A 14,995-nucleotide genomic window follows, 5' to 3' on the forward strand; every position below is an offset into this window, starting at 1 on the left:
TGATAAACCCCCGCGCCATCCGCGTGCGAGTCGGAGGAGCGTGGGGGACCCGCGCAGGCGCGCGGCGCGCCGCGGGCCGCCGTCCAGCTGTGCTACGGTGGGCCGGGATCGGCGTGCGCGGGGGCTGCGACGATTCGCCGGTCACGGGGGAGGCAATGCGGGGCTCGATCGCGAGGCGCGCCACGCTGGCTGCGCTGGTGGTGACGCTCGCGGTGCCCGGAGCGCCAGGAGCGAGCGGGACCGCACCGGCCCCGGCGGCGCCGATGACGGCGGCGAACCGGGTGGCGGGCGTGGCTCCGCTCGCGGTGTTCTTCGACGCCGTGGACACCCAGCCCGAGGGACCGGCATCGCCGTTCACGTGGCGGAGCGGCGTCGTCCAGCCCGCCGATCCGGAGGCGGCCGAGTACGTGTGGGACTTCGGCGACCCCGGCGCCGGCGCCTGGCGCACCACCGGCCTGAGCCGCAACACGGCCACGGGATACACCACCGCGCACGTGTACGAAGCCCCGGGCACGTACACGGCCACGCTCACCGTGACCGACGCGGGCGGGACCCGCCGGACCTACCGGCAGCAGATCACCGTCTCGGCACCCGCGGGCAAGACCTACTACGTCGCCGCGGGCGGGAACGACGGAAACGCCGGCACCAGCCCTGATGCGCCGTTCGCCACGTTCGCGCGCGGGTTCGCTGCGGTGAACGGCGGTCCTGGCCGGCGCCTGCTGCTCCGCCGCGGGGACGCCTTCACCACCGTGGGCGTCACGCTGACCGCGCCGGGGCCGGGGATCATCGGGGCCTACGGCGAGGGTGCGCGGCCGGTGCTGAGGGTGACCGGCGTGGACGGAGGGCTCATCGTCCGCGCCCCGGACTGGCGCCTGATGGACCTGGAGCTGGTCGGCCCGGGGGCCGCGGTGGACCAGGCGGCGGCGGTGGGCTACTCCAACGTCGTCCAGACGGTGAACGCGCTCGTGCTCCGTGTGCGCTCCACCGGGTTCCGCGTCGGGCTCGGGAACGGCGACTGGAAGCCCATCTACGCCACCCCGCACGACGGCAACGCCTGGGTGGAGTGCGAGGCCACGGCGGAGCAGTCGGGCGGCATGTACGTGGGTGGCCGCCGCCTCGCGATCCTGGGCAACGACCTGCACGACATGACGAGCACGCACGCCCTCCGGGTGTGGCAGGCGCACAAGGCGGTGATCGCGCACAACCGCCTGTGGAATCCGGGCGGGACGCGCCACGCCCTCAAGCTGCACGGCCCGGCGCATGGCGACGGGCGCCCGGAGACGCGGTGGGTGACCGTGGCGGACAACCGGGTGCGCGGCCGCGTGTGGTCGATGGCCATCGGGCCACAGGACGCGGAGAACGACGAGCGGGTGAGCCACGTCGTCGTCGAGCGGAACGTCACCAGCGGCGAGGCGAGCGTCCAGGTGGACCTGACGATCTGGGCGCGAGACGTGATGGTCCGGAACAACGTCTTCGACGGGACCGGCGCGGCGAAGTACTACACCGCCGTTCTCGTCGGCCGCCGCGGTTTGGAGCCCGAACCCGAGGACGTGCGCGTCGTCAACAACACGATGGTGCGGAGGGACGCGGCCGACGAGTTCGCCGTCATTCGCGTCGAGCGCTTCGCAGCGCGGGTGACGCTTCGGAACAACCTCGCGAGCGCACCGCTGTGCAGGGAGCCGGCGATCGTCGGGGGTGTTGCTGGGCAGGGCCTGACCCAGGATCACAACCTGCTCACGGCTTCGCCAGGGTTCACCGATCCCGAGCGCGGAGATTACACGCTCGGGCCGCGCTCGCCCGCCGTGGACGCAGGCGCCCCCCTGGTCGAGGTACGCGGCGACTTCCTGCGCACCGCTCGCCCGCGCGGCACTGCGTACGACCTGGGCGCCTACGAGTCCCGCTGAGGCCGTCAGCGCGTCACCGCAAGACGCTGAGCTTCGCCGACTTCGTGATCCCGCCGCCGCTCGCGGAGATCGACGACGAGGTGCTGGAGGTCACGGGGACGGTGGCGATGGGGAACGTCGCCGAGGTGGCGCCGCCGGGTACCGTGACGGACGCCGGCACCGTGGCGACCGCGGGGCGGCTGCTCGCGAGCGTGACCGGGAAGCCCGCCGCCGGTGCGGGGTAGGTCAGCGTCACGGTGCCGGTGGACGCCGAGCCGCCCACCACGGTGCTCGGGTTCAGGCTCACGCCGGACGGCCCGATCACGCGCACCGAGAGCGACGCGGTGGCCGCGATCCCCGCGTGCGTCGAGGTGATCGTCACGCTCCGGGAGGAGGTGACCGTGCTCGTGGACACCGGGAACGTCACCGCCGTGGCGCCCGCGTCGATCGTCACGGCGGCCGGGACCGTCGCGACGGCCACGTTGTTGCTCGAAAGCGCCGACGTGATCGGGACGGTCACGGGGCCGCTCAGCGAGAGCGTGCCGGTGGCGAGGTTGCCGCCCCCGACGATCGCCGGCGCGAGGCTCAGGCTCACCGCGCGGATGGTGAGCGTCGCGGACCGCGCCACGCCGCCGACGCTCGCCGAGATCGAGGCGACCGTCTCGGTCGTGATGCGCCCGGAGCCGACCGGGAATGTGGCGCGGGTTGCGCCGGCGGGCACGGTCACGCTTGCCGGTACGGTCGCGGCGCCGCTCGAGCTGCTCAGCTGGACCGTGGTTCCGGACGGGCCTGCCGGCCCCGTCAGCGCGACCTCCCCGGTGGTGCCGTCGCCCTCGACAACCGCGGTAGCCGCGAGCGTCACGGATTGGAGTACCGGGGCCGTCACGGTGAGCGTGGCGGAGCCGATCACGCCGGAGAGCGTGGCGGTGATGGTGGTGGTGCCGGCGGCGAGCGCAGACGCCAGGCCGGTCGCGCTGATCGAGGCGGTGGCAGGAGCCGAGGACGTCCAGGTCACCTGCGTGGTGAGGTCACGCGTCGAGCTGTCGGAGTAGGTGCCGGTGGCCGTGAACTGCTGGGTGCCGCCGGCGGGGACGGACGGGTTGGTTGGTGCGACCGCGATCGATGCCAGCGTCGCGGGGGTGACCGTGAAGGTCGTGGAGGCGGTGACGCCGGAGAGCGTGGCAGTGATGGTGGTGGTGCCCGCGGCGAGCGCGGACGCGAGGCCGGTCGCGGAGATGGTCGCGATGGCAGGCACCGACGACGTCCAGGCGACCTGGGTCGTGAGGTCGGCGGTGGTGCCATTCGAGTAGGTGCCCGTTGCCGTGAATTGCTGCGTTCCGCCGGCGGGGACGGACGGGTTGGCCGGCGTGACTGCGATCGACGCCAGCGTGGCCGGCGTGACGGTGAAGGTGGTGGAGCCGGTGACGCCGGAAAGGGAGGCCGAGATGGTGGTGCTGCCGGCGGTGAGCGCGGACGCGAGGCCCGTCGCGCTGATCGAGGCCGTGGCAGGAGCCGAGGACGTCCAGGTCACCTGCGTGGTGAGGTCGCGCGTCGAGCTGTCGGAGTAGGTGCCGGTGGCCGTGAACTGCTGGGTGCCGCCGGCGGGGACGGACGGGTTGGTTGGTGCGACCGCGATCGATGCCAGCGTCGCGGGGGTGACCGTGAAGGTCGTGGAGGCGGTGACGCCGGAGAGCGTGGCGGTGATGATGGTGGTGCCGGCGGCGAGCGCGGACGCGAGGCCGGTCGCGCTGATCGAGGCGGTGGCAGGAGCCGAGGACGTCCAGGTCACCTGCGTGGTGAGGTCACGCGTCGAGGCATCGGAATACGTGCCGGTCGCGGTGAACTGCTGGGTCCCGCCGGCCGCAATCGACGTGTTGGCCGGCGTGACGGTGACCGAGGAGAGCGTGGCCGGTGTGACCGTGAACGTCGTCGAACCGGTGACGCCCGAGAGCGTGGCGGTGATGGTGGTGGTGCCGGCGGCGAGCGCGGAGGCGAGGCCGCTCGCGCTGATCGATGCCGTGGCAGGCGCCGACGACGTCCAGGTGACCTGGGTCGTGAGGTCGGCGGTGGTGCCGTTCGAGTAGGTGCCCGTTGCGGTGAATTGCTGGGTCCCGCCGGCGGCAGTCGACGGGTTGGCCGGCGCGACCGCGATTGATGACAGCGTCGGGGGCGTGACCGTGAACGTCGTCGAACCGGTGACGCCCGAGAGCGTGGCGGTGATGGTGGTGGTGCCGGCGGCGAGCGCGGAGGCGAGGCCGCTCGCGCTGATCGATGCCGTGGCAGGCGCCGACGACGTCCAGGTGACCTGGGTCGTGAGGTCGGCGGTGGTGCCGTTCGAGTAGGTGCCCGTTGCGGTGAACTGCTGGCTACCGCCAGCGGCAATCGACGGGGTGGCCGGCGTGACGGCGATCGACGCCAGCGTGGCCGCCGTGACCGTAAAGGTCGTGGAGGCGGTGACCCCGGAGAGCGTGGCGGTGATGGTGGTGGTGCCCGCGGCGAGCGCGGACGCCAGGCCGGTCGCGCTGATCGAGGCGGTCGCAGGAGCAGAGGACGTCCAGGTCACCTGCGTGGTGAGGTCGCGCGTCGAACTGTCGGAGTACGTGCCCGTTGCCGTGAACTGCTGGGTGCCGCCGGCCGCAATCGACGTGTTGGCCGGCGTGACGGTGACCGAGGAGAGCGTGGCCGGTGTGACCGTGCACGTCGTCGAACCGGTGACGCCCGAGAGCGTGGCGGTGATGGTGGTGGTGCCGGCGGCGAGCGCGGAGGCGAGGCCGCTCGCGCTGATCGATGCCGTGGCAGGCGCCGACGACGTCCAGGTGACCTGGGTCGTGAGGTCGGCGGTGGTGCCGTTCGAGTAGGTGCCCGTTGCGGTGAACTGCTGGCTACCGCCAGCGGCAATCGACAGGTTGGCCGGCGTGACGGTGATTGAGGAGAGCGTGGCCGGTGTGACCGTGAAGGTCGTGGAACCGGCGAAGCCTGAGAGCGTGGCGGTGATGGTGGTGGTACCGGCGGCGAGCGCGGAGGCGAGACCGGCTGCCGAGACGGTCGCAGTGGTGGGCGCAGACGAGGTCCAGACGACCTGAGTCGTCAGGTCGGCGGTGGTGCCGTTCGAGTAGGTGCCCGTTGCAGTGAACTGCTGGGTCCCGCCGGCGGCAGTCGACGGGTTGGCCGGCGCGACCGCGATTGATGACAGCGTCGCGGGCGTGACCGTGAACGTCGTCGAACCGGTGACGCCGGAGAGCGTGGCGGAGATGGCGGTGGTGCCCGCGGCGAGCGCGGACGCGAGGCCGGTCGCGGAGATCGTCGCGGTGGCAGGCAGCGACGAGGTCCAGGTGACCTGGGTGGTGAGGTCACGCGTCGAGGCATCGGAATACGTGCCGGTCGCGGTGAACTGCTGGGTCCCGCCAGCGGCAATCGACGGGTTGGCCGGCGTGACGGCGATGGACGCCAGCGTGGCCGGCGTGACGGTGAAGGTCGTGGAGCCGGTGACCCCGGAGAGCGTGGCGGTGATGGTGGTGGTGCCCGCGGCGAGCGCGGACGCCAGGCCGGTCGCGTTGATCGAGGCGGTCGCAGGAGCAGAGGACGCCCAGGTCACCTGCGCGGTGAGGTCGCGCGTCGAGCTGTCGGAGTACGTGCCGGTGGCCGTGAACTGCTGCGTGCCGCCGGCGGCAATCGACGGGTTGGCCGGCGCGACGGCGATGGACGCCAGCGTGGCGGGCGTGACCGTGAAGGTCGTGGAGCCGGTGACGCCGGAGAGCGTGGCGGTGATCGTGGTGGTGCCGGCGGCGAGCGCGGAGGCGATGCCAGTCGCGGAGATGGTCGCCACGGCGCTGCTGGACGAGTTCCAGGCGACCTGGGTCGTCAGGTCCGCAGTGCTTCCGTTGGAGTAGGTGCCGGTGGCCGCGAACTGCTGCGTCCCGCCGGCGGCAATCGACGGGTTGGCCGGCGTGACGGTGATCGAGGAGAGCGTGGCCGGTGTGACCGTGAAGGTCGTGGAACCGGCGAAGCCTGAGAGCGTGGCGGTGATGGTGGTGGTACCGGCGGCGAGCGCGGAGGCGAGACCGGCTGCCGGACGGTCGCAGTGGTGGGCGCAGACGAGGTCCAGACGACCTGAGTCGTCAGGTCGGCGGTGGTGCCGTTCGAGTAGGTGCCCGTTGCAGTGAACTGCTGGGTCCCGCCGGCGGCAGTCGACGGGTTGGCCGGCGCGACCGCGATTGATGACAGCGTCGCGGGCGTGACCGTGAACGTCGTCGAACCGGTGACGCCGGAGAGCGTGGCGGAGATGGCGGTGGTGCCCGCGGCGAGCGCGGACGCGAGGCCGGTCGCGGAGATCGTCGCGGTGGCAGGCACCGACGAGGTCCAGGTGACCTGGGTGGTGAGGTCACGCGTCGAGGCATCGGAATACGTGCCGGTGGCCGTGAACTGCTGGGTGCCGCCGGCGGCAATCGACGGGTTGGCCGGCGTGACGGCGATGGACGCCAGCGTGGCGGGCGTGACTGTGAAGGTCGTGGAGCCGCTGATGCCGGAGAGCGTGCCGGAGATGGTGGTGCTTCCCGCGGCGAGCGCGGAGGCGAGGCCGGTCGCGTTGATCGAGGCGGTCGCAGGAGCAGAGGACGTCCACGTGACCTGGGCCGTGAGGTCGGCGGTGGTGCCGTTCGAGTAGGTGCCCGTTGCAGTGAATTGCTGCGTTCCGCCGGCGGGGACGGACGGGTTGGCCGGCGTGACTGCGATCGACGCCAGCGTGGCGGGCGTGACCGTGAGGGTCGTGGAGCCGCTGATACCGGAGAGCGTGGCGGAGATGGTGGTGCTTCCCGCGGCGAGCGCGGAGGCGAGGCCCGCGGCGGAGATGGTCGCGGTGGCGGCCGCAGACGACGCCCACGTGACCTGGGCTGTCAGGTCACGCGTCGAGGCATCGGAATACGTGCCGGTCGCGGTGAACTGCTGGGTCCCGCCCGCGGCGACGGATGGATTGGCTGGCGCGACCGCGATTGATGCCAGCGTCGCAGGGGTGACCGTGAAGGTCGTGGAACCGGTGATGCCGGAGAGCGTTGCGGTGATCGTGGTGGTGCCGGCGGCGAGCGCGGAAGCAAGGCCGTTGGCGGAGATGGTCGCGGTGGCGGCCGCAGACGACGCCCACGCAACCTGGGCTGTCAGGTCACGCGTCGAGGCATCGGAATACGTGCCGGTCGCGGTGAACTGCTGGGTCCCGCCCGCGGCGACGGATGGATTGGCTGGCGCGACCGCGATTGATGCCAGCGTCGCAGGGGTGACCGTGAAGGTCGTGGAACCGGTGATGCCGGAGAGCGTTGCGGTGATGTTCGTGGTGCCCGCGGCGAGCGCGGCGGCGAGGCCGGTCGCGGAGATGGTCGCGGTCGCGGCCGCAGACGACGCCCACGTGACCTGGGCCGTCAGGTCACGCGTCGAGGCATCGGAATACGTGCCGGTGGCCGTGAACTGCTGGGTGCCGCCGGCGGCAATCGACGGGTTGGCCGGCGCGACCGCGATCGACGACAGCGTCGCGGGCGTGACCGTGAAGGTCGTGGAGCCGGTGACCCCGGAGAGCGTGGCGGTGATGGTGGTGGTGCCGGCGGCGAGCGCGGACGCGAGGCCGGTCGCGCTGATCGAGGCGATCGCAGGAGCAGAGGACGTCCAGGTCACCTGCGTGGTGAGGTCACGCGTCGAGCTGTCGGAGTAGGTGCCCGTTGCAGTGAATTGCTGCGTTCCGCCAGCGGGGACGGATGGGTTGGCCGGCGTGACTGCGATCGACGCCAGCGTGGCGGGCGTGACCGTGAAGGTCGTGGAGCCGCTGATACCGGAGAGGGTGGCGGTGATCGTGGTGGTGCCCGCGACGAGCGCGGAAGCAAGGCCGTTGGCGGAGATCGTCGCGGTGGTGGGCGCAGACGACGTCCAGGCGACCTGAGTCGTCAGGTCGCGCGTCGAGTTGTCGGAGTACGTGCCGGTGGCCGTGAACTGCTGGCTGCCGCCAGCGGCGACCGACGGGCTGGCCGGCGCGACGGCGATGGATGCCAGCGTCGCGGGCGTGACCGTGAAGGTCGTGGAGCCGGTGACCCCGGAGAGCGTGGCGGTGATGGTGGTGGTGCCGGCGACGAGCGCGGACGCGAGCCCGGTCGCGGAGATGGTCGCGGTGGCAGGCACCGACGACGTCCAGGTCACCTGCGTGGTGAGGTCACGCGTCGAGCTGTCGGAGTAGGTGCCCGTTGCCGTGAACTGCTGCGTGCCGCCGGCGGCAATCGACGGGCTGGCCGGCGCGACGGTGATCGAGGAGAGCGTGGCCGGTGTGACTGTGAAGGTCGTGGAACCGCTGATGCCGGAGAGCGTGGCGGAGATGGTGCTGGTGCCGGCGACGAGCGCGGACGCGAGACCGACTGCAGAGACGGTCGCCGTGGTGGGCACCGACGACGTCCAGGTGACCTGGGTCGTCAGGTCGGCGGTGGTGCCGTTCGAGTAGGTGCCCGTTGCCGTGAACTGCTGGGTGCCGCCGGCGGCGGCGGATGCATTGGCCGGCGCGACGGCGATGGACGCCAGCGTGGCCGGCGTGACGGTGAAGGTGGTGGACCCGGTGACGCCGGAGAGCGTGGCGGTGATCGTGGTGGTGCCCGCGACGAGCGTGGACGCGAGCCCGGTCGCGGCGATGGTCGCGGTGGCGGGCACCGACGACGTCCAGGTGACCTGGGTCGTCAGGTCGGCGGTGGTGCCGTTCGAGTACGTGCCCGTTGCGGTGAACTGCTGGCTACCGCCAGCGGCGACCGACGGGTTGGCCGGCGTGACGGCGATGGACGCCAGCGTGGCGGGCGTGACGGTGAAGGTCGTGGAGCCGGTGACCCCGGACAGCGTGGCGGTGATGGTGGTGGTGCCCGCAACGAGCGCGGACGCGAGGCCGGTCGCGCTGATCGAGGCGATCGCAGGAGCAGAGGACGTCCAGGTCACCTGCGTGGTGAGGTCGCGCGTCGAGCTGTCGGAGTAGGTGCCGGTGGCCGTGAACTGCTGGCCACCGCCAGCGGCGGTGGATGGATTGGCTGGCGTGACCGCGATCGACGCCAGCGTGGCCGGCGTGACAGTGAAGGTCGTGGAACCGGTGACGCCGGAGAGCGTGGCGGAGATGGTGGCGCTCCCGGCGGCGAGCGCGGAAGCGAGGCCGTTGGCGGAGATGGTCGCGGTGGCAGGCAACGACGACGTCCAGACGATCTGAGTCGTGAGGTCGGCGGTGGTGCCGTTCGAGTAGGTGCCCGTTGCAGTGAATTGCTGCGTTCCGCCGGCGGGGACGGACGGGTTGGCCGGCGTGACTGCGATCGACGCCAGCGTGGCGGGCGTGACCGTGAAGGTCGTGGAGCCGCTGATACCGGAGAGCGTGCCGGAGATGGTGGTGCTTCCCGCGGCGAGCGCGGAAGCGAGGCCGTTGGCGGAGATAGTCGCGGTGGCAGGCAACGACGACGTCCAGACGACCTGAGTCGTGAGGTCGGCGGTGGTGCCGTTCGAGTAGGTGCCCGTTGCAGTGAATTGCTGCGTCCCGCCGGCGGGGACGGACGGGTTGGCCGGCGTGACTGCGATCGACGCCAGCGTGGCGGGCGTGACCGTGAAGGTCGTGGAGCCGGTGACCCCGGAGAGCGTGGCGGTGATGTTCGTGGTGCCCGCGGCGAGCGCGGACGCGAGGCCGGTCGCGCTGATCGAGGCGGTGGCGGCCGCAGACGACGCCCACGTTACCTGGGCTGTCAGGTCACGCGTCGAGGCATCGGAATACGTGCCGGTCGCGGTGAACTGCTGGGTCCCGCCCGCGGCAATCGACGGGTTGGCCGGCGTGACGGCGACGGACGCCAGCGTGGCCGGCGTGACGGTGAAGGTCGTGGAGCCGGTGATCCCGGAGAGCGTGGCGGAGATGGTGGTGGTGCCCGCAACGAGCGCGGACGCGAGGCCGGTCGCGCTGATCGAGGCGATCGCAGGAGCAGAGGACGTCCAGGTCACCTGCGTGGTGAGGTCGCGCGTCGAGCTGTCGGAGTAGGTGCCGGTGGCCGTGAACTGCTGGCCACCGCCAGCGGCGGTGGATGGATTGGCCGGCGTGACGGCGATGGACGCCAGCGTGGCGGGCGTGACGGTGAAGGTCGTGGAGCCGGTGACCCCGGACAGCGTGGCGGTGATGTTCGTGGTGCCCGCGGCGAGCGCGGACGCCAGGCCGGCTGCGTTGATCGAGGCCGTGGCAGGCACCGACGACGTCCAGGTGACCTGGGTCGTCAGGTCGCTAGTGCTGCCGTTCGAGTACGTGCCCGTCGCGGTGAACTGCTGGGCTCCGCCGGCGGCGACAGCCGGGCTGGCCGGCGTGACCGCGATGGACGCCAGCGTGGCCGGCGTGACCGTGAAGGTCGTGGAGCCGCTGATGCCGGAGAGCGTGGCGGTGATGGTGGTGGTGCCAGCGACGAGCGCGGACGCGAGACCGGCTGCAGAGACGGTCGCGGTGGTGGGCGCGGACGACGTCCAAGTGACCTGTGCGGTGAGGTCGGCGCTCGTGCCATTCGAGTAGGTTCCGGTCGCCGTGAACTGCTGGGTGCCGCCGGCGGCAATCGACGAATTGACCGGCGTGACTGCGATGGACGCCAGCGTGGCCGGCGTGACCGTGAAGGTCGTGGAGCCGGTGACCCCGGAGAGCGTGGCGGTGATGTTCGTGGTGCCCGCGGCGAGCGCGGACGCGAGGCCGGTCGCGCTGATCGAGGCGGTGGCAGGAGCAGAGGACGTCCAGGTGACCTGGATCGTGAGGTCGGCGGTGGTGCCGTTCGAGTAGGTGCCCGTTGCCGTGAACTGCTGGGTGCCGCCGGCGGCGGCGGATGCATTGGCCGGCGCGACTGCGATCGACGACAGCGTCGCGGGCGTGACCGTGAAGGTCGTGGAGCCGGTGACCCCGGAGAGCGTGGCGGTGATGTTCGTGGTGCCCGCGGCGAGCGCGGCGGCGAGGCCGGTCGTGCCGATCGATGCCGTGGTGGGCACCGAGGACGCCCAGGTGACCTGGATCGTCAGGTCGGCGGTGGTGCCGTTCGAGTACGTGCCCGTTGCGGTGAACTGCTGGCTACCGCCAGCGGCGACCGACGGGTTGGCCGGCGTGACTGCGATGGACGCCAGCGTGGCCGGCGTGACGGTGAAGGCCGTGGAGCCGGTGATGCCGGAGAGCGTGGCGGTGATGGTGGTGGTGCCGGCGGCGAGCGCGGACGCCAGGCCGGTCGCGTTGATCGAGGCCGTGGCAGGCACCGAGGACGTCCAGGTGACCTGGGTCGTCAGGTCGGCGGTGGTGCCGTTCGAGTACGTGCCCGTTGCCGTGAACTGCTGGCTACCGCCAGCGGCGACCGACGGGTTGGCCGGCGTGACCGCGATGGACGCCAGCGTGGCCGGCGTGACGGTGAACGTCGTCGAGCCGGTGATCCCGGAGAGCGTCGCCGAGATCGCGGTAGTTCCGGCGGCCACCGTGGTCGCGAGCCCGTACGGCGAGATCGTCGCGGCAGCCGTGTTGGACGAGGCCCAGGTGACCTGCGTCGTCAGATCCACGCTGCTGCCGTTCGAGTAGGTGCCCGTTGCCGTGAACTGTTGCGTGCCGCCGGCGGCCACGGACGCGCCGATCGGCGTCACGGCGATGGACGAGAGGGTCGGGGCGGTGACGCTCAGCGTGGCGGTGCCGGTGACGCCGGACTGGGTGGCCGAGATGGTCGCCGTGCCGGGCGAGAGGGCCGAGGCGAGCCCGCCGGCGGCAACCGTCGCGATGGAGGTGTTCGACGAGGTCCAGGTCGCCTGGCCCCCGAGGTCCTGGGTGCTGCCGTCGGAGTAGGTCCCGATCGCGGTGAACTGCTGCGTGCCGCCCGCGGGAACCGCCGGGCTGGCCGGCGTGATCGCGATCGACGTGAGCGTCGGCGCGGACCCGGTCGTGAAGACCACGTCCACCCAGTAGTTCGCGGCCAGTGCCGCATCGGAGGGGAACGCGCTCGTCGCGCCGTAGGCGAACACGCCGTTTCCGCCCGAGGTCCCGTTCGGCAGCGCGTGGAGCGGCGGGTTGTCGTACCCGGACGTCGAGAAGTAGTTGAGGTCGCGGGCGTAGTGGCCCACCGGCGCGTGGTACGACGCCACGTAGGTCGTGTTCGCCGCGATCGGCACCGGGGTCGCGAACGTCACCTGCTGCCACCCGGACGAGGTCTCGTTCGTGAACGTCGCCGTCGCGAGCCGCTGCCCGGTCCCGCTCCACAGGTTGCCGACGTGCGTGCCGGTGTTGGCGCCCGACTTGTAGAACCGGATCCCCGTGACCTGCCCGGCCACGTCGGACCGGAACTTCACGCCCAGCTCGATCGACGAGTCCGCGCCGCGGTCCGCGGTCGCCGGGGCGGCGCCGGCCGGCCAGATGCTCACGCCGCCGGCGGGCGGCGCTGCCACGGCGATGCTCAGCGCAGCGCCCGCGGTGGCCATGGCGGCGTCCGTCACGGTTGCGGTGAAGGCGAACGTGCCGCTCGCGGTGGGGGTGCCGGAGATCGCGCCGCTCGCTGCGAGCGCCAGCCCGGGCGGCAGCGCGCCCGCCGTGACCGTCCACGCGTACGGCGGCGTGCCGCCCGTCGCCTGGAGCGCGGCGGAGTAGGCCTGGTCACGCTGGCCGGAGGGCAGCGAGGAGGTCGTGACCGCCAGCGGGGCCGGCTGGACCGTGAGCGTGGCCTGACCGCTGACGCCCGCGAGCGTCGCGCCGATGGTGGCGGAGCCGGCGGAGACGGCCGTGGCCAGGCCGGTCGCGGAAACGGTTGCGACCGCCGGGCTCGAGGACGTCCAGGCGGCCTGCGCGGTCAGCTCCCGGCTGCTGCCGTCGGCGTACGTGCCGGTGGCGGTGAACTGCTGCGCTCCGCCGGCGGTGACCGTCGCGGTGGCGGGCGCGACCGCGATGGAGGTGAGCGCCGGCGCCGTCACGGTGAGCACGGTGCTGCCGGTCACGCCGGAGACCGTCGCCGAGAGCGTCGCGGTCCCCGACGCGAGCGCCGTCGCGAGGCCGGAGGCATCGACCGTCGCGACCGCGGGGGCGGAGGACGCCCAGCTGACGAGCGTGGTGAGGTCCCGGGTCGAGCCGTCGGCGTACGTGCCGGTCGCGACGAGCTGCAGGGTAGCTCCCGCGAGGAGGGCCGGGCTGGCCGGCGTCACGGCGATGGACGACAACGCCGGCGTGACCGTCAGCGTGGAGGAGCCGGTCAGGCCCCCGTAGGTCGCGGTGAGGGTCGCCGTCCCGGCGCTCACCGCGGTGGCGAGACCGCCGGCCCCGACGGTGGCGACCGCCGGGCTCGAGGAGGCCCAGGCCACGAGCGCGGTGAGGTCCTGCAGGCTCCCGTCCGAGTAGCTCCCCGTGGCCCGCAGCTGCACGGTCGCTCCCGTCTGGAGCGTGGCGCTCGCCGGCGCCACCGTGATGGCCTCCAGGATCGGCGTCGTGCCCGGCGCGAGCTGCCGGGTGATCTGCGTGCTCCCGGAGAACGCGGGGACGCCCGCCCACGCTTGCTGCACCTCGCCGGACTGCTCGGTGAAGACCATGAACTGGGTGGCGACGTCCGTCCGCCCGGTGACCACGGTGGTCAGGACCTGCGTGACCGGGTCGAAGACGCTCGAGGCGATGCGCGAGTCGTGCTTCGCGCGGAGGTACTCGCAGGCCTCGTCGAGCGTGACGTACACCGGGGTGTAGCCGGCCACGTTCCCGAGGATGGTCTGCAGCGACGTGCGCCAGTCGGTGGGCGCGAACGACTGGATGTACGGCTCGTGCGTGAACAACGTCGCGAGCGCCATCGAGTCGAGCGCGCGCCTGAGCTGCCGGGTGCCACGGCCGACCGTGCCGGGCACGTCGGTGGCGTCGGGGTACCACTCGTAGCCCGCGTCGTCCCGGATCTCGGTCAGGCAGTTGAAGAACTGGCCCGAGAGCTCCGGGTGTCCCGGGACCGTGACGTAGTCCGCGTAGGCGACGGGCGCGGCGTCGTCGGAGGCGCCCGCCTCGTAGACGCGAAACGGCTTCAGCATGAGCCAGGGCGCGCCATAGGGCTCGCCCGGCGTCATGTGGGTGGCCACCGAGCGCACGCCCCATGTCTGCAGCCACGGGAACGCGTTGGGCCCGATCTCGTAGAAGTGCGGGACGACGAGCGAGGAGATGGGGATGCCGCGCTGCTGGTGCCAGTCGGTGGCGTCCTGAAAGTACGCGGCGAGCGTGGCGTCGGAGAAGGGCGCCTGGGCGAAGTGGTCGTAGTAGAAGAACCCGGGCGCGTCGCCGTGCACCGACGCGGTGGCCTGGCCGGCGGCGGTGAGCGCGGCGAGATCGGCGGCGTTCGCCTCGGAGATGCTCTTGTAGAAGAGGCCGAGCCACGGCTTCAGCTGGAGGTCGTTCGCGATCTGCACCCACCAGAACCCGCCGATCACGTCGTCGACGCGCATGGTGAGGAAGTTCGGCAGGCCCTGCATGACGAACGGCTTCCGCGCCGCCCAGGCGAGGCTCCGCCAGACGAGGTCGTCCAGGCCGCGCAGCGGGCCGCGGATCGAGCGGGACATCCACTCGTAGCTGGTGAACTGGACGGCGCGGCCCTGGCCGTACGCGGTCGCGACCAGGAACGGGTCGTTCGAGTCCCAGTAGCGAGCGAGCACGGTCGCGCCCGGGCCCGGGATCACCGAGGCCGCCGGCATCTGCCGCGCCCACACGATCTCGCCGGCCGAGTGGCGGTTCGTCACCCACTGAGAGGGCGCGCCGCTCGGGAACAGGATGCCCTCGCCGCTGGTGTTCCAGCCGTAGCCGAAGCCGAACAGGTCGGTGACGAACTGGTAGCGCGCCGTCCGGCTCGAGGTGGCGAGGTCGAAGTCGAAGTTGACGAGCCCGCAGCCACCGCGCACCGCGGCCTCCAGCGTGGACTGCTCGCCGGCGGAGAGGTACTGGCCGGTCGGGTCGATGCTCGCGTGCCCGATCACGATGAGCGCGTGGTTCGCGACCTCGGGGCCGAGCTCGGTGGTGGCGAGGTCGAGGATGGAGTACGGCACCCCGAGGTGATCGAGGTACGGCTGGATCCGCTGCTGCGCGTCGGCGTACCGGGCGCTCGCCGAGTTCACGACGAGGACGGCATCCG

The 14,995-nt window shown here is 72.2% G+C and carries 3 protein-coding genes; 1 reads left to right on the top strand and 2 read right to left on the bottom strand.

Features of this window, described 5'->3' with window-relative positions; translation table 11 throughout:
- The first annotated feature begins 155 nt into the window (after positions 1–155).
- Positions 156–1,904, top strand: a complete 1,749-nt coding sequence (locus ACOQFB_RS06615; protein WP_421609922.1) for a PKD domain-containing protein — start codon at positions 156–158, stop codon at positions 1,902–1,904.
- Between the two features lie 13 nt (positions 1,905–1,917).
- On the opposite strand, the gene ACOQFB_RS06620 is transcribed toward ACOQFB_RS06615, so the two are convergent.
- Together ACOQFB_RS06620 and ACOQFB_RS06625 are read right to left on the bottom strand one after the other, a co-directional pair.
- Entirely contained in the window at positions 1,918–5,709 is a 3,792-nt protein-coding gene (locus ACOQFB_RS06620) for an Ig-like domain-containing protein (RefSeq protein ID WP_494492509.1), read from the bottom strand.
- A 35-nt stretch (positions 5,710–5,744) separates the two neighbouring features.
- Entirely contained in the window at positions 5,745–14,978 is a 9,234-nt protein-coding gene (locus tag ACOQFB_RS06625) for an Ig-like domain-containing protein (protein ID WP_494492510.1), read from the bottom strand.
- Positions 14,979–14,995: the final 17 nt, after the last annotated feature.

The sequence above is a fragment of the Anaeromyxobacter sp. Red801 genome (assembly GCF_049201065.2).
Taxonomy (GTDB): Bacteria; Myxococcota; Myxococcia; order Myxococcales; family Anaeromyxobacteraceae; genus Anaeromyxobacter.

Bases quoted from the DNA above. Each gene is read 5' to 3' on its own strand.
- ACOQFB_RS06615 (WP_421609922.1), top strand. From the start codon at position 156: ATGCGGGGCTCGATCGCGAGGCGCGCCACGCTGGCTGCGCTGGTGGTG.